This window comes from Loktanella sp. R86503 (genome assembly GCF_042466455.1).
GTDB lineage: Bacteria > Pseudomonadota > Alphaproteobacteria > Rhodobacterales > Rhodobacteraceae > Loktanella.
On sequence record NZ_JAXHCI010000002.1, the window covers coordinates 2,981,775 to 2,996,914 of the forward strand.

The following is a 15,140-nucleotide window of genomic DNA, read 5'->3' on the forward strand; positions in this document are numbered from 1 at the left end:
GCTGGCGTACGCCATGCAAGCGGTCTTATTCTACAACGGGCCGCGCCTCGATCATGACAAAGGCTTGGGCCCAGGGGTGGTCGTCGGTCAGGGTCACATGAATGATTGCCTCGTGACCCGGCGGGGTCATCTTGTCCAAGCGATCCTTGGCCCAGCCAGTGACTTCCATCACGGGCTGGCCGGTATGCAGGTTGCTGACAGCCATGTCCTTCCAGGCGATTCCCATGCGCAGGCCGGTGCCCAGCGCCTTGGAACACGCCTCTTTCGCAGCCCAGCGCTTCGCATAGGTGCCAGGCGTGTCCTTGCGCCGTTCTGCCTTGGCCTGCTCGGTCGGGGTAAAGACGCGGTTGCGAAAACGGTCACCGAACCGGTCCAGCGTGGCTGCGATCCGGTCAATGTTCGCCAGATCCGTTCCGATACCAAGGATCATACCCGCGCCGCATCCATACAGCGCCGCATCTCGCCAATGGCGTCTGGCAAGCCGCGGTAAATCGCCTCTCCGATGATGAAGTGGCCGATGTTCAACTCTCGCACCTCGCGCAGGGCGGCAATGGGGCCGACGCTGTCATAGGTCAGACCGTGGCCCACGTGGATTTCAAGCCCCAGTGAATGACCAAAGGCCGCCGCTTCGGTCAGGCGCGCCAGCTCGCGGTCGCGATCAACCCAGCGCCCTTCGGCCCAGGCGTCGGCATAGGCACCTGCATGCAGTTCGATCACCGGCGCGCCAATGCGGTGCGCGGCTTCAACCTGATTCCGATCGGCAGCGATAAACAGCGACACCCGGCAGCCTGCATCGCGCAACGGGGCAATATAATCGGCAAGGACGTTGGCCTGACGCGCGACGTCCAGCCCGCCTTCGGTCGTGCGCTCCTCGCGCTTTTCCGGCACGAGGCAAACGGCGTGGGGCTGGGTCGCAAGTGCGATGCGCTGCATTTCAGCCGTGGCCGCCATTTCAAAGTTTAGCGGCACGCGCAGCGCAGACTTAAGCCCGGCCATGTCGTCATCACGGATATGGCGGCGATCCTCGCGCAGGTGTGCCGTGATGCCATCAGCACCGGCATCCTGCGCCATCAGCGCGGCGCGCACAGGGTCGGGATTGTCCCCGCCCCGCGCATTGCGCACGGTGGCCACGTGGTCGATGTTAACACCCAGTCGCAGCTTTTCAGTCATCGCGTCACTCCTTCTCTGCGTCGCATTTGCGTCCCGCATCATTTCGTGCCGGCGTCCTTGGGCGATCCCAGCGATTCCAGCTTGGCGCGTAAGATATTGCGCCGGCGTTTCTGATAGGCCTGCAGCACAGGCACGGACAGATAATAGGCTGCGGTTGCGGTGAAGATACCGGGCAAAACGCCGCCGATCATATAGGGGTAGAAAATGTCGAAATAGAATATCGACAAGCCCTGCCAGTCCATTTGTTCAGGCGTAAAGATCGCGATGACGTTGTGCCACAGATCAGCGCCCGCATCGGCAAACTTTTCGCCAAGCGAAATCGGCGGGCCGTGCAGCTTGCTACCCAGCAACCAGTGACCTGTTTTCAGCGAGACGGCCGCGATCGGGACATAGGTCAGCGGGTTGCCAAAGAATGTTGCCATCAAGGCAGCCAGTATATTGCCGCGCAATACGCGTGCGATCAGCGCAGCCACAATAAAGTGCAGCCCGTAAAATGGGGTAAACGTGGTAAAGACCCCCGCCCAAATGCCGCGCCCGATTTTTTCCGGCGTATCAGGCAGACGGCGAACCCGATGTTTGACGTAGGAAAAGGCCCGGCCCCATCCGCCACGCGGATAGACGGCAGCGGTCACGACCTGCCAGATCGGCCGCCTATCCCTGCGCTTGAACACCCCGTGTCCTTCCTCGAGCTTTAGCCCGCGTGATGTGAACCGGCTTGGCCGGGATCGCGCAGACGGCTGACGCCTGAAACGTTGCTGTCGGCTTCGACCGCCGTCATGACCCGGTGCATGTGTTCGGTATCACTTAGGTCGATATCAACCAAAAGCCGGTAATAGTCCGGCTTGCGGTCAATAAACTTAAGATCGGAAATATTGGCTTTCTGCTCGCCGATCAGGGTACAGATGCGGCCCAGCACGCCGGCGTCATTGGTGATCGATATATCAAAGGTTACGGTATTCACAGCGCGGTGCTGTCCGTCTTGCCAGCGCAAATCAACCCAGCGGTCCGGCTGGTCTTCGTAGTCGGCAAGGGCCGCACAATCGATCGCATGCACGACAACGCCTTGTCCGCGATAGGTAATACCGACAATCCGTTCACCCGGCACCGGCTGGCAACACCGGGCGCGATGGTGTGACTGGTCCACCTCCAGGCCGACAACGGCGCGGTTCGGATCAATTTCGTCCCCAGAGCTTTGGGCAAGATCGGGATAGATGGCGCGAACAATATCACGGGCACTGATGTCGGCGCTGCCAAGGCTGGCCAGCATGTCATCGACACCGTCCAGGGCAAGCGCCTTGGCCGCAGTGCGCAGCGCCTTTTCCGTAAGTTTCTTGCCGACATTTTCGAAGGCAACGCGTACCAGCTCACGGCCCAGACGGACAAAGCGTTCGCGATCCGCCTCGCGCAGGCTGCGCCTGATCGCGGTCTTGGCGCGGCCAGTCGTCGCGATATCCACCCAGGTCGCCTGCGGCTTTTGACCTTCGGCGGTAATGATTTCTACACTTTGACCATTCTTCAACCGGGTCCAGAGCGGGACACGAATGCCGTCGACCTTGGCCCCGACGCAGGCCATACCGATGCGCGTGTGAATCGCGAAGGCAAAGTCGATAGGGGTCGCGCCGCGGGGCAGCTTGATCACATCCCCCTTGGGGGTGAAGCAGAACACCTGATCGGTAAACATCTCGAGCTTGACGGCTTCAAGAAAGTCGTCGTGATCGCCGTCTTCGTCCAGCCGTTCAGTCAGCTTGGAAATCCAGTGCACCGGATCGACGGCAAAGCGGTTTTCGACCCGTTCGCCATTGCGATAGGACCAATGCGCCGCAACGCCGGTTTCGGCAACTTCGTGCATTTCACGGGTGCGGATCTGAACCTCTACCCGCTTACCGTCGCGGCCCGACACGGTCGTATGAATCGACCGGTATCCGTTCGTCTTGGGCTGACTGATATAATCTTTGAACCGCCCCGGCACAGCACGCCAGCGTTGGTGGATCGCACCCAGCACGCGGTAGCAGTCCGCCTCTGTCGCTGTGATAATGCGGAAACCATAGATGTCGGACAGACGCGAAAAGCCCATGTCCTTTTCCTGCATCTTGCGCCAGATCGAATAAGGTTTTTTGGCGCGGCCCATGACTTCGGCCTGAATACCGGCCTTTTCGAGTTCGACCCGCATATCAGCGGTGATGCGGGCGACAACATCCCCCGCCTCGCGCTGAAGTGTGATAAAGCGGCGGATAATGCTGTTGCGCGCTTCCGGATTCAGCACGCGAAAGGCCAGATCCTCCAGCTCTTCGCGCATCCACTGCATCCCCATGCGCCCCGCAAGCGGCGCATAGATATCCATGGTTTCATGGGCCTTTTGCGCCTGCTTTTCCGGCCGCATCGATTTAATCGTGCGCATGTTGTGCAACCGGTCGGCCAGCTTAACCAGCGTGACCCGCAAGTCCTTGCTGGTAGCCATGAACAGCTTGCGGAAATTCTCGGCCTCTTTCGATTCCCGGCTGGTCAACTGAAGGTTGGTCAGCTTGGTGACACCGTCCACAAGTTCCGCAATTTCACGGCTGAACCGGTCGTGGACAATCTTGAAAGAGGCGGGCGTGTCTTCGATCGTGTCGTGCAGCAGGGCCGTGACAAGCGTTGCGTCATCCATTTGCATTTCTGCAAGGATCTGGGTGACGGCGATAGGGTGGGTAAAATAAGGCTCGCCAGAATGGCGGAACTGCCCCTCGTGCATCTCTTCGCCAAAGGCGAAGGCGTCGCGCAACAGCGCTTCGTTTGTACGGGGGTTATATGTGCGGACCAGCGCGATCAGGTCATCTGCTGTGTTCATGCTGGTCCGGCACTTCTTTCTTTTGGGCCGGTGTTGGCCCTTAACGCTGTCCTTGCGCTTCCATCAGGGCGCGCAGCAGCTTTTCCTCGCTCATATCGTCTTCTACAGGCTTGTCAGCCTCTGCGCCCATCAACAGCGCCATCGAGTCTTCTTCAGGCTCGTCGACTTCGATCTGGGTCTGGTTCGCTTCGATCATACGCTCGCGCAGATCATCGGCCTGCTGTGTTTCTTCTGCGATTTCACGCAGGGAAACGACGGGGTTCTTATCGTTGTCGCGGCTGACGGTGACGGGCGAGCCGGCAGCGATTTCACGGGCGCGATGCGCGGCGAGCATGACAAGCTCAAACCGGTTCGGGACCTTGTCGACACAGTCTTCGACGGTAACGCGGGCCATCGGCACACTCCAATTCTGTCCAGGCGTGGATGCAAGACCTGCACTTAGCCCGCCACATCTTAAATGACAAGCCGGTTTTGCGATCTGTCAAGTCTGTTCTGTATCCTACACGCCCACCTTATCACCGATTGGCCGGATTTCAGCGAGATCAGAAGCAGGCAGCGCATCGCGCATTTGCACGATACTCTGCCCCAGCACAGGATGCACCCAATCTGGCGCAACCTGCGCCAAGGGCACCAAGACAAAGGCACGGTCCTGCATCCGGGGGTGCGGCAGAATCAATTCGGTCGGTGCCTCAACCCCCTGACGCTTTGCCGGCAGGTTGCGCCAATGCGATTGCACGGCAATATCAGGGAAAACAGCGTCCCCCACACCGATCAGGTCCAAATCAAGGGTGCGCGGCCCCCAGCGGACTTCGCGCGTCCGCTCTGCCTCTGCCTCGATTTTGTGCAAGATTGCAAGTAGGTCCGCCGGCGGCAGGGTCGTGCGTATCGCCATGGCAGCGTTTACAAAATCAGGCCCGATCCCGGCCGGAAAAGCGGGCGAAGAATACAGGCCGCTGAATATATCAGCACCGATTCCCAGCGCTTTCAGCAGTTGCTGCCTGCCATTTAGTACAAATGATCTAGGTAAATTGTTACCAGATGAGGTATTGCTACCCAACAAAATAAGCGCGATGTCGCCCTTCATATCGATTTGGCCAGCTTGCATGGTTGTTTTCCTAGTAACATATACAAGAAATTGTGTGTCACGATCCACCGCCATCGACACGTCACTACTAGCACCGGCCAGCGAGTCGGAAAGGAACCTTCATGTTTTATCGGGACGAGCGGCTCGCGCTCTTCATCGATGGTGCGAACCTATACGCCGCCGCCAAGGCGCTGGGGTTCGATATCGACTACAAACTGCTGCGACAGGAATTCATGCGCCGCGGCAAACTGCTGCGTGCATTCTACTATACGGCGCTGCTTGAGAACGAAGAATACTCTCCTATCCGTCCGCTGGTGGATTGGTTGAACTACAACGGCTTTGCGATGGTGACAAAGCCGGCCAAGGAATACACGGATTCCATGGGCCGCCGTAAGGTCAAGGGCAACATGGACATCGAATTGACCGTCGATGCGATGGAACTGGCCCCTCACGTGGATCACATCGTGCTGTTTTCCGGCGACGGCGATTTTCGCCCGTTGGTGGAATCGTTGCAGCGCAAAGGCGTGCGCGTCTCGGTCGTATCCACCATTCGCAGCCAGCCCCCCATGATATCGGACGAACTGCGTCGCCAATGCGATAACTTTATCGAACTCGAAGAACTGCGCGATGTTGTTGGCCGCCCGACCCGGGAACACGCCGAACAGGACGAAAACGCCAACTGACCGTGACCGACCCGTAGTTCGCCGTCCCGGCGTTCTGCGGGTGTCACGCTTTGCATGCGCCCAGCCTTTACGCCTGCCCCCTGCGCGACTACCTATGGCACACCCCAGGAGCGACGCGCTAATGACCCTACCCCCACTGACCCTTTATCTTGCAGCCCCCCGCGGCTTTTGCGCAGGCGTAGACCGCGCGATCAAGATCGTAGAGATGGCTTTGGAAAAATGGGGCGCGCCGGTCTATGTACGGCACGAAATCGTGCACAACAAATTCGTCGTCGATGGGCTGCGTGATAAAGGTGCAGTTTTTGTCGAAACGCTGGACGAATGCCCCGATGACCGCCCGGTCATCTTTTCCGCCCACGGTGTGCCAAAAGCTGTGCCTGCAGCCGCCGCAAAGCGCGAAATGATCTATGTCGACGCTACCTGCCCTCTTGTCAGCAAGGTGCATATCGAAGCCCAGCGCCACGCCGACAACGGCCTGCAGATGGTCATGATCGGCCACGCGGGGCATCCTGAAACAATCGGCACCATGGGTCAGCTTCCTGAAGGCGAGGTGCTGCTGGTGGAAACCGTCAATGACGTCGCCCATGTGACCCCGCGCGATGCGGAACGTCTGGCCTTTGTCACACAGACCACCTTGTCCGTCGATGACACCATCGACATCGTCACTGCCCTAAAACAGCGGTTTCCGGCGATCATTGGCCCCCACAAAGAAGACATTTGCTACGCCACGACAAACCGCCAGGAAGCGGTGAAGGCCATGGCACCGAAATGCGATGCAATGCTTGTCGTCGGGGCGCCCAATTCCAGCAATTCCAAACGCCTGGTCGAAGTCGGCACAAAGGCCGGCTGCAGCTATAGCCAACTGGTGCAGCGCGCTGCTGACATTGACTGGCGTGCGCTGGACGGGATCACATCCATGGGCATCACGGCGGGCGCATCCGCGCCGGAAGTGCTGATCAACGAAGTAATCGACGCTTTCAAGGATCGCTATGACGTCACTGTCGAGATGGTAGAGACCGCCGTCGAAAACGTGGAATTCAAAGTGCCCCGGGTTCTGCGCGAAACGGCCTGATATTCGGCAGCCTTTGGCAATTGGCAACGATTGCACCGCACCCGTGGCCTGACCTAAACTGCGGCACACCGGCCCGCCAAAGGATTGCTGATGTTCAAACCCATCCCCCGCGCCCCGCTTCTTCTGGGACTTGCAGGCTTGCTGCCGTTTTTCTGGGGCACACTCACCTATCTGAATGCGCCGCTTGGCGAATGGGCCTTGCTGACACTTGGCGGGCGCTTTAGCGCACCATTCGTGCAACTGTCCTATGGCACGATCATCCTATCCTTCATGTCCGGCGTCCTGTGGGGTTTTGCCACGCGGGACACCCATTGGACCAGCTACGCCCTGTCAGTCATTCCCGCGCTTTGGGCTTTTTTCATGGTTGGCGGCGGACCGACGTCTGCCGCGTTGAACCTATGTATCGGCTTTATCGGACTGCTGTTACTGGACCTGCATTTCTGGCAGCGCCGGGCCACACCGTCATGGTGGCTATCCCTGCGGCTTTTGCTGACTGCGCTCGTGGTATTGTCGCTGTTACCGCTTGCCTTCGGATAGTTCAGACCCTCTGCTTACGTCGCATCCCCCGCGAAAAGGGCTGGACAAGCACTGCGCGGGCATTGATGACGCCCATCTCTTGATCCAAGTCCGAAAGACACCGATGCCCGACCTTTTTGCCTATACCGACGGAGCCTGCTCTGGAAACCCCGGGCCGGGCGGTTGGGGTTGCCTGATGATCGCCCGCGAAGGGGGCACGATTATCAAACAAAAGGACCTGAACGGCGGGGCTGCACAGACCACGAATAACCAGATGGAGTTGTTGGCCGCAATTTCGGCGCTGGAAAGCCTGACCAAACCCAGCAAGATCACGATCGTCACGGACTCGGTTTATGTCAAAGACGGGATCACAAGCTGGATTCACGGCTGGAAAAAGCGCGGCTGGAAGACCGCCGCAAACAAGCCCGTCAAAAACGAGGAATTGTGGAAGCGCCTTGATGCCGCGACCAAATCGCATGATGTGACCTGGCAGTGGGTCAAGGGGCACGCCGGCCACCCGGAAAACGAACGCGCCGACGAACTGGCGCGTGCCGGCATGGCCCCGTTCAAGTCGTAGACATTTCGCTTTTCTAAACACCTAGCCGAAAGCACTGCTTTTATGCCCCTGCTGACAGCGCTCGAATATGCCTCTGTCTTTGTGTTTGCGCTGACAGGTGCACTTGTCGCCAGCCGGGCGCAACTTGACCTGATCGGTTTTGTCTTTATCGGCGCGCTGACCGCTGTCGGTGGTGGAACCGTGCGTGATGTCATCCTCAATCGCGACACGGTTTTCTGGGTCGCAAACCCTAGCATCATCGGCGTAGCCGCAACGGCCGCGATCATCGTATTCTTTACCGCGCATCTGCTAGAAAGCCGTTATCGAGGAATCATCTGGCTGGATGCACTGGCACTGGCTGTCGCTGTCCCCTCTGGCGTTGGTGTTGCCCTTGCGATGGGGCAAAGCTGGCCCGTGATCATCATCATGGGCATCACCACCGGATGTATCGGCGGTCTGATGCGTGACGTGGTCTGCAACGAGGTGCCATTGGTCCTGAAACAAGGCGAACTCTACGTGACGTGCGCCCTTGCCGGGGCATCGACAACGGTGATCGCCCTCGCCTTCGGACTGCCTGAAGATATCGCATTGCTGGCCTGCGCGGGGGCAACCTTTGCCTTGCGCTCAGGCTCTATCGCGTTCGGCTGGTGTCTGCCGGTCTACAAAAGCTTTCCGCCGCGCCAATAACGTGGCCGGGGATGGCGGGCGGGGCGTCGTGACATTGCCAAAGGCGATGACACGCGCGCCGTTCCGTCAGACTTTCAGGACGATCTTGCCGATGTGATCCCCGGCTTCCATGCGGGCATGGGCCTTTGCCGCGTCTTCCAGTGCGAATTCAAGATCCATCACGGGTCCGACCCGCCCCGCGGCCAAAAGCGGCCAGACCTTTGAACGCAACTCATCAGCGATGCGGGCCTTGGCCAGATCGCTTTGCGGGCGCAGCGTGCTGCCCGTCAGGGTCAGACGACGGGTCATCATCTGAACCATGTTCAGCTCTGCCTTCATGCCTTGCAGAAACGCGATCTGTACCAGGCGGCCATCATCGGCCAGCGCATTGATATTGCGCTGCATATAGCTGCCACCAACCATATCAAGGATCAGGTCGGCCCCGCCTTCGGCTTTTACGACCTCGACAAAATCATCCTGTTTGTAATTGATCCCTATTTCAGCCCCCAGTGTGCGGCATGCGTCCAGCTTGTCCTCTGATCCGGCGGTGGTAAAGACCCGCGCGCCCAGGACATGCGCCAGCTGGATCGCGGTTGTGCCGATCCCGCTTGACCCGCCATGGACAAGGATGCGCTCACCGGCTTGCAACCCGCCGCGCATAAAGACGTTGGACCAGACGGTGAAATAAGTCTCTGGCAGGCAGGCGGCCTGTTTCATATCCATACCATCCGGCACAGGCAGACAATGCGCGGCAGGGGTTGTGACATATTCCGCGTAACCGCCGCCCGGCAGCAACGCGCAAACGGCGTCGCCGACTTTCACATCCGTGACCTGTGATCCAACCAACGACACCTCGCCCGAGCATTCCAGCCCCGGCAAATCTGATGCGCCCTTGGGCGGCGCATACAGTCCCGCTCGCTGCAACGCATCGGGCCGGTTCACGCCTGCATAGGCAACCTTGATGACGACCTGATCGGGTCCGGGCAGCGGCATCTTTCGTTCACATAGCTTCAGAACATCCGGCCCGCCGGGCTTGCTGATCTCGACGGCCCTCATTGCTCGCCACCGGTCCGCCACATCCCGGGAACCTTGACATCGGGCACACGCATCGGGGCTTTGACCATGCCAAAGAGCCGATTAAGCGGACCCGTCAGCGGCTTGAGGAACTGGTTGTTGTTGACCTGCGCCTTGATTTTTTCGATCTGCATAACCTCGTCGATGCGCCGGTCGATAAAGGCATCGGTATCGGCGTAATCCTCACTTTGATCGCCCAGCCAATATAGGACGACAGAAGCCCAGACCGCCGACAAGGTCGCGCGCTTGGTGTACCAGTTCACATCATCCGAAGTATCGCCAAGCGTGGTCCAGATCGCATCTGCCGTGCCCCAGATCAGCTTGGCCCCATCAGCAGCCAGATGCGGTAGCGCGAACAATGCCGTACCGCGTCGCACGGCTTCCTTATCCTCAATCACGTCCAGCCGGATGCGAATCGCGCGGGCAACACGGTCGCGAAAGCGCAGATCGTTCAGATTTTCCAGGCCAAGCTGTTGCACCATGGCGCGGTCGCCTTGCGTATGGAACAGCACGGCCATATCGGTCGCACCGCGGGGAAACAGGCTGCGCGCACGATCCTGGCTGATGTCGGTTGCAGCCACTGCCGCAGTGAAAATGGCAGGGGACCAGCCATCAAACGCGACGTTCGGCAAAGCCGCGTCCAAAAGCTGCAACTTTGCGGGATCGGGGGCGGAAAGGGGCATAACAGGTCCTTTTGTTCGAGACTGGACAACCTAGCGCGATGTTGCTATGTGCCCACTTCCTGCAATTTTTGCAAATTTAACTTAGAGAGGTGGTGAAAACCACATGCAGGTTAGTGTTCGTGATAACAACGTCGATCAGGCGTTGCGTGCTCTGAAGAAGAAACTTCAGCGTGAAGGCGTGTTTCGTGAAATGAAGCTGAAGCAGCATTTCGAGAAGCCCTCCGTCCGCAAGGCGCGCGAGAAAGCCGAAGCCATCCGCCGTCAGCGTAAGCTGGCGCGCAAGAAGGCCCAGCGCGAAGGTTTGCTGTAAGGCAACCCGCCTCTCTGGCGACGACATGAATGGACCCCCGCACTGGCAACAGGCGGGGGTTTTTTCATAGCCTTTTCGCCAGATTTCACTGATCCGAAAGATTTCGGCCCCATGTTCGGGTCAGATCTGAAGGATGCCTCATGCCATATCCCCCCAAAAGCCTGCCCGGCGGTGCCAATTTCGACCGACAGCCTTTCGAGCACCGATTTACCATGGCGTTTCAGCCTATCTATGACCTGCGCACCGGCAGAATTTTTGCACATGAGGCGCTTGCGCGCGGCGGAATGAATGGCACAGCGGCGGGCGTCATCAAATCGGTCACGGCGCGCACGCGCTATAGCTTTGACCGGAAATGCCGTATCAAGGCAATTGCCATGGCATCGGCACTTGGCCTTCAAACCAAGCTAAGCGTCAACTGCATGCCCAATGCAGTGCTTGATCCAGACAGCTGCATCAGTGCGACGCTGATGGCCGCTGAACACTACGGGTTCGATGCTGCGAACCTGATTTTCGAATTTACCGAAATGGAATACCTACGTGATCCACAGCATATGCGCGCCATAATCGCCAGCTATCGCAAACGCGGCTTGATGACGGCCATCGATAATTTCGGAACGTGTTTTGCGGGGCTGGGCGCGCTGTGTGACATGAAAACCGATCTGATCAAGATCGACAAGCGGATCGTGCGCGGCATCGAATCCGACCAACGGCGGCAGCGCATGATTGGTTCAATCGTCCGCATGTGCAGCGAACTTGGCACAGGGATTATTGCCGAAGGCATCGAAACGCAGGCGGAATTCGACGTGCTGCGTGACGCGGGCATTACGCAGTTTCAGGGGTTTTACTTGGGACAGCCGATGCTGGAAGGATTGCGCACCGCGCCGCGCGTCCCTCTTCCCATTGCAGCATAGCGGGATCGTTAAAGGATGCGATCCTTTGGCCCGGCGCGCAGAGCCGGTATCAACTCGGCAATCACTTCACGGTTTTTGCCCGTGGCGCGCGCGAGCAACTCTTGCGTTAAAGCCAGATGATGCGCGCGGCACATGCGATCCGTCATCGTATAGGGCAGCGCGGCCGTAAAGCTGGCAGCAAACAGCGCTGCAAAATCGACGTGGGGATATCTGACACGTTGCGTGGTCAGCGGCTGCAAACCCCCATCGTGTAACAAAGCATCCTGCAGCCCCGCATGCAGCCAGTTCAGGCAATTCATCGCGGTAAACGGATCGTTAAAGCCCGGCGACAACGCCCGCGCAATCATCTCGACCAGTTGGTCTGCAATAAAGGCCGTAGACTGCACCTCTGTCCGGTCATTTCCCGTAGCAAAGGCGCTTTGCAAGGTGGCGATCTGTTTGTCGTCAAGCGGGGATACCGTAAACACGGACAGCACGTCAGTATGGGGCGTGACGAAGTCACCGGCAGACCGGTGCACCTGAATGATCCAGTCGTTTTCGCAGGCGCAGGTATACAAAGTGTCCTGATCAAGCTGCTGGATATATCCGCGCGCAGGCAGGGTCACATCGACCTGTCTTGCTTGCGGGGCGGGTTTGATATCCTCGACCTCTACCTTGGACCGCTCTGCGATCAATGATTTGATATTTGCGCTGAACTGATGACCAAGGTCAGAGCTGATATTCGATACATTGATCGTCTCTGGCACGTGATGAATGTAGTAGATAATCGTGAAGACAGACACGAGGGTTAGAAAAAGCGTGACCGTCAATCCGGCATAGGGCACGAAAGCCGCATCGCCGCCACGCACCGCACGCAGCATGGCGATGTTAAAAACAAAGGTCCCCAACAAAAGCCCGAAACTGATCTGCGTTCCGCGGTCCCGCATGAAATTTCCGATTAGACGCGGACCAAAGGTGTCAGCCGCAAAGGAAACCGCCACAAGTGTCATAGAAAACATCACGCCGGCCACCCCGATCACGGCCGTCGCAAGGGTCGACAACGTGTCGCGTGCACCGTCCGGATCAATGGCAGTTAACCACGCTGGCAGCAGACCCGCAGCAAAGCCGGGTTGCGCATCGACCCATTCAACCAAGGCTGCCAAGCCCAGCGCACCTAAAACAAGGATTGATGGCCAGAACCAGTAACTGGTCCGCATTTCGCGCAGGATTTGCCGGCCAATAGCCCGAGATTTCAAAATCGCCATGTCCTACCTGCCCTGTCAGATGCCAGCATAACCAAGCAACATGTTCCGCCCCGCAAATATTTCAACGCGAACCTGTAGGTTGCCAAGCTGCATCCAGCATGCGCCAAAATTTTCGCACGGATGTGCATATGACCCGGAACCAAAGCAGTGGATTTGACGTTTACAGACCACAAACGCACTTTCCCCGTGCTTTGCGCGACTGGCCAGACCCAATGTTTCCCCGGCATTCCAAGAGGCCAGTCGCCCCCCCCCCTTGCTTCGATCGCCCGAATGGAACCGAAATCCTGGATGCTTGTTATGTTTGCAAAGAGGAGAGACCCATGAGCGATTTTAAGGAAGGCGACCGCGTCAAGTGGAATTGGGGCAACGGGACCGGGACTGGCAAGGTTGTCAAACGCTATACCCGCAAGACGACGTTGACCATCAAGGGCAACGACGTGACCCGCGATGCATCCGAAGACGAACCCGCGTTTCGCATCGAACAAGACGATGGCGACGAAGTTTTCAAGTCAATCACGGAAATCGAGGCCGCCTGATGTCCTTCGCCGATATCGCGCGGACTGCGGGGCTTGTTTACTATCCGGACACCGAACCCGGGATCAAGCGTCGCCGCGCAGGACGCGGGTTTAGCTACACCGCGCCTGATGGCACGCGGATTGATGACAAGGACGAACGCGCCCGCATCGCAGCCATTGCGGTGCCACCGGCCTATGGCGATGTCTGGATTTCCCCCATGATGCGCGGGCATCTACAGGCAACGGGCCTGGATGACAAAGAACGCAAGCAGTACCGCTATCACGCTGACTGGACAGACCACCACGCTCAGCTGAAATTCGACAAGCTGGTTGGATTTGCGCAGACCCTGCCAAAGCTGCGGCGCTGGATCACGACAAACCTGCGCGGCGCTGCGGGCGCGCACGACACCGCGATAGCGGCAACCTTGGCATTGATTGACCGCGCATCATTGCGGGTCGGGCACAGCGTTTATACCGCCGAAAACGGCAGCTATGGTGCCACCACCATGTTGCGCGAACACGGCGATTTTCAAAATGGCCGTGTGCGGCTTTCGTATATTGGCAAGGGCAATGCCCAGATATCCAAGGACTTTTATGCGCCGCGCCTGGCTGCCGTACTTGAAGCTTGCCAAGACTTGCCTGGCGCCGAAATCATCACCTGGCAAGACGACACCGGCGCATCCCGCGCTGTGCGGTCAGAACAGATTAACGAAACCCTTCATCATATCTGCGGCGATTGCATCACGGCGAAAACGATGCGCACGTGGAACGGCACACTCGCCGCCTTTAACGTCGCACTTTCCGCGACAGACCTGACAATCAAGCAGATGACAGAAGCTGCAGCCGAAACGCTTCATAATACGCCGACCGTCGCGCGGAACAGCTACATACATCCGGCGGTGATTCAATTATCAGAAAGTGACGAGCCGACACGCTGTGCCATGTTGGACGGCGTGCGCACCGTACATTCCGAACAAGGTCTTCGGTCAGGCGAAGCAGCACTGGCTGCGTTCCTGGATGGCAGTTGACTACATCAGGGGGCGTTTGGGAACCGGCTCCAGCTCTACTTTTGCGATGACGGCCAGTCGGGCCAGATCGTTGATTGTCAATTGCCCGTCAGACCAGTTCGCCAGCTGTCTGTCCCGCAACTTGGATAATGTCTTGTTCGTATGAACCAGCGATAGACCCATCGCATCTGCCAGATCCTGCTGCCGGAACGGCAGCGCCATACTGCGGTTGTGAACCAAGCCGATTTGCTGCCCGCGCAGAAATATGCGCAAAAGCGCCCATGATAGTGCCTCTATGGCAGATCGGCGACCAACGGCGGTCAAGGCTTCACCCAAGAAATGCTCTTCGACCGCGGCCAGCCATGTGATGTCAAAGCCGCGTTCAGGGTGCGTTTTATAAAAATTCCAAAGCTCTGAGCGGTTGAACACGCAAAGGGTCATCTTGGACGATGCTTCGACGGAATGGGCCATCTCTCCCATGACGCCGGCCTGCAGGCCGATGAAATCACCGGGAAACACAAAATTCACGACCTGACGGCCGCCGTCCAATGTCGTTTTGTAACGCAAGCCCATGCCGCGAAGCGCCGTGAAAAGCTGTGGACTGTTGGACCCTTCGATCAGCAGGGGGGTGCCTGCTTCGATTATCAATTCGCCGACCTTGAACTTTTGCATCGCCCTGACGTCTTGATCGGACATCGGCTTGAACAAAGGGTGTCGCCGCAGAGGACATTGGCTGCAGGGGGTCGCCATGTGATGTCCTTGTCAGGTAAACCTATAAATTCCGCGATAATCCTGGCCGCGGGATGTTCGTTAAATCATGTG

General features: G+C 58.3%; 19 protein-coding genes. 9 read left to right on the forward strand and 10 right to left on the reverse strand.

Features of this window, described 5'->3' with window-relative positions; all coding sequences use genetic code 11:
- Positions 1-25: 25 nt before the first annotated feature.
- The 6 genes from acpS to folK all read right to left on the reverse strand — a co-directional run bounded on the left by acpS (position 26) and on the right by folK (position 5,156).
- Positions 26-430 (reverse strand): holo-ACP synthase, encoded by a 405-nt coding sequence (gene acpS, locus SJY10_RS15745; RefSeq protein WP_386684358.1) that lies wholly within the window; start codon positions 428-430, stop codon positions 26-28.
- A complete protein-coding gene (locus SJY10_RS15750) occupies positions 427-1,170 on the reverse strand; it encodes a pyridoxine 5'-phosphate synthase (RefSeq protein ID WP_386684360.1) in 744 nt (247 codons plus the stop codon). The genes acpS and SJY10_RS15750 overlap by 4 nt, the downstream gene beginning before the upstream one ends.
- 38 nt (positions 1,171-1,208) lie before the next feature.
- Positions 1,209-1,841: a DUF2062 domain-containing protein gene (locus SJY10_RS15755; protein ID WP_386684362.1), complete on the reverse strand. Its 633-nt coding sequence runs from the start codon at positions 1,839-1,841 to the stop codon at positions 1,209-1,211.
- A gap of 20 nt (positions 1,842-1,861) precedes the next feature.
- On the reverse strand, positions 1,862-3,997 hold the full coding sequence (locus SJY10_RS15760) for a RelA/SpoT family protein (protein WP_386684364.1): 2,136 nt from the start codon (positions 3,995-3,997) through the stop codon (positions 1,862-1,864).
- A gap of 40 nt (positions 3,998-4,037) precedes the next feature.
- Positions 4,038-4,391 (reverse strand): DNA-directed RNA polymerase subunit omega, encoded by a 354-nt coding sequence (gene rpoZ / locus SJY10_RS15765; protein WP_090190625.1) that lies wholly within the window; start codon positions 4,389-4,391, stop codon positions 4,038-4,040.
- A 105-nt stretch (positions 4,392-4,496) separates the two neighbouring features.
- Complete coding sequence (gene folK / locus SJY10_RS15770) at positions 4,497-5,156, reverse strand: 2-amino-4-hydroxy-6-hydroxymethyldihydropteridine diphosphokinase (RefSeq protein ID WP_386684366.1); 660 nt, start codon at positions 5,154-5,156, stop codon at positions 4,497-4,499.
- Positions 5,157-5,203: 47 nt separating this feature from the next.
- Here folK and SJY10_RS15775 point away from each other — a divergent pair, with 47 nt between their 5' ends.
- From SJY10_RS15775 to SJY10_RS15795, 5 genes are all read left to right on the forward strand, one after another.
- On the forward strand, positions 5,204-5,764 hold the full coding sequence (locus SJY10_RS15775) for an NYN domain-containing protein (protein WP_386684368.1): 561 nt from the start codon (positions 5,204-5,206) through the stop codon (positions 5,762-5,764).
- 121 nt (positions 5,765-5,885) lie between these two features.
- A complete protein-coding gene (gene ispH / locus SJY10_RS15780; protein ID WP_386684371.1) occupies positions 5,886-6,836 on the forward strand; it encodes a 4-hydroxy-3-methylbut-2-enyl diphosphate reductase in 951 nt (316 codons plus the stop codon).
- A gap of 90 nt (positions 6,837-6,926) precedes the next feature.
- Positions 6,927-7,373 carry a DUF3429 domain-containing protein gene (locus tag SJY10_RS15785; protein WP_386684373.1) on the forward strand — a complete coding sequence of 149 codons (447 nt, stop codon included), beginning with the start codon at positions 6,927-6,929 and terminating at the stop codon, positions 7,371-7,373.
- A gap of 103 nt (positions 7,374-7,476) precedes the next feature.
- The gene (rnhA, locus tag SJY10_RS15790; protein ID WP_386684375.1) at positions 7,477-7,929 is read left to right on the forward strand and encodes a ribonuclease HI; all 453 of its coding nucleotides are present in this window, start codon (positions 7,477-7,479) and stop codon (positions 7,927-7,929) included.
- A 42-nt stretch (positions 7,930-7,971) separates the two neighbouring features.
- Complete coding sequence (locus SJY10_RS15795; protein ID WP_386684377.1) at positions 7,972-8,595, forward strand: trimeric intracellular cation channel family protein; 624 nt, start codon at positions 7,972-7,974, stop codon at positions 8,593-8,595.
- Positions 8,596-8,661: 66 nt separating this feature from the next.
- Here SJY10_RS15795 and SJY10_RS15800 read toward each other — a convergent pair whose 3' ends face one another.
- Both SJY10_RS15800 and SJY10_RS15805 read right to left on the reverse strand, forming a co-directional pair.
- Complete coding sequence (locus tag SJY10_RS15800; RefSeq protein ID WP_386684379.1) at positions 8,662-9,630, reverse strand: NAD(P)H-quinone oxidoreductase; 969 nt, start codon at positions 9,628-9,630, stop codon at positions 8,662-8,664.
- Positions 9,627-10,331, reverse strand: a complete 705-nt coding sequence (locus tag SJY10_RS15805; protein ID WP_386684381.1) for a COQ9 family protein — start codon at positions 10,329-10,331, stop codon at positions 9,627-9,629. Before SJY10_RS15805 ends, SJY10_RS15800 begins: the two co-directional genes overlap by 4 nt.
- Before the next feature lie 103 nt (positions 10,332-10,434).
- Here SJY10_RS15805 and rpsU point away from each other — a divergent pair, with 103 nt between their 5' ends.
- Positions 10,435-10,641: a 30S ribosomal protein S21 gene (gene rpsU, locus SJY10_RS15810; protein ID WP_072857096.1), complete on the forward strand. Its 207-nt coding sequence runs from the start codon at positions 10,435-10,437 to the stop codon at positions 10,639-10,641.
- A 140-nt stretch (positions 10,642-10,781) separates the two neighbouring features.
- The gene (locus SJY10_RS15815) at positions 10,782-11,552 is read left to right on the forward strand and encodes an EAL domain-containing protein (RefSeq protein ID WP_386684384.1); all 771 of its coding nucleotides are present in this window, start codon (positions 10,782-10,784) and stop codon (positions 11,550-11,552) included.
- 8 nt (positions 11,553-11,560) lie between these two features.
- On the opposite strand, the gene SJY10_RS15820 is transcribed toward SJY10_RS15815, so the two are convergent.
- The gene (locus tag SJY10_RS15820; RefSeq protein ID WP_386684386.1) at positions 11,561-12,796 is read right to left on the reverse strand and encodes a DUF2254 domain-containing protein; all 1,236 of its coding nucleotides are present in this window, start codon (positions 12,794-12,796) and stop codon (positions 11,561-11,563) included.
- A gap of 320 nt (positions 12,797-13,116) precedes the next feature.
- Between SJY10_RS15820 and SJY10_RS15825 the strand changes: the two genes are divergently transcribed.
- The gene (locus SJY10_RS15825; RefSeq protein ID WP_386684388.1) at positions 13,117-13,332 is read left to right on the forward strand and encodes a DUF2945 domain-containing protein; all 216 of its coding nucleotides are present in this window, start codon (positions 13,117-13,119) and stop codon (positions 13,330-13,332) included.
- The gene (locus tag SJY10_RS15830) at positions 13,332-14,339 is read left to right on the forward strand and encodes a DNA topoisomerase IB (protein WP_386684390.1); all 1,008 of its coding nucleotides are present in this window, start codon (positions 13,332-13,334) and stop codon (positions 14,337-14,339) included. The genes SJY10_RS15825 and SJY10_RS15830 overlap by 1 nt, the downstream gene beginning before the upstream one ends.
- Here SJY10_RS15830 and SJY10_RS15835 read toward each other — a convergent pair whose 3' ends face one another.
- Positions 14,340-15,068, reverse strand: a complete 729-nt coding sequence (locus SJY10_RS15835; RefSeq protein ID WP_386684392.1) for a Crp/Fnr family transcriptional regulator — start codon at positions 15,066-15,068, stop codon at positions 14,340-14,342.
- Positions 15,069-15,140: the final 72 nt, after the last annotated feature.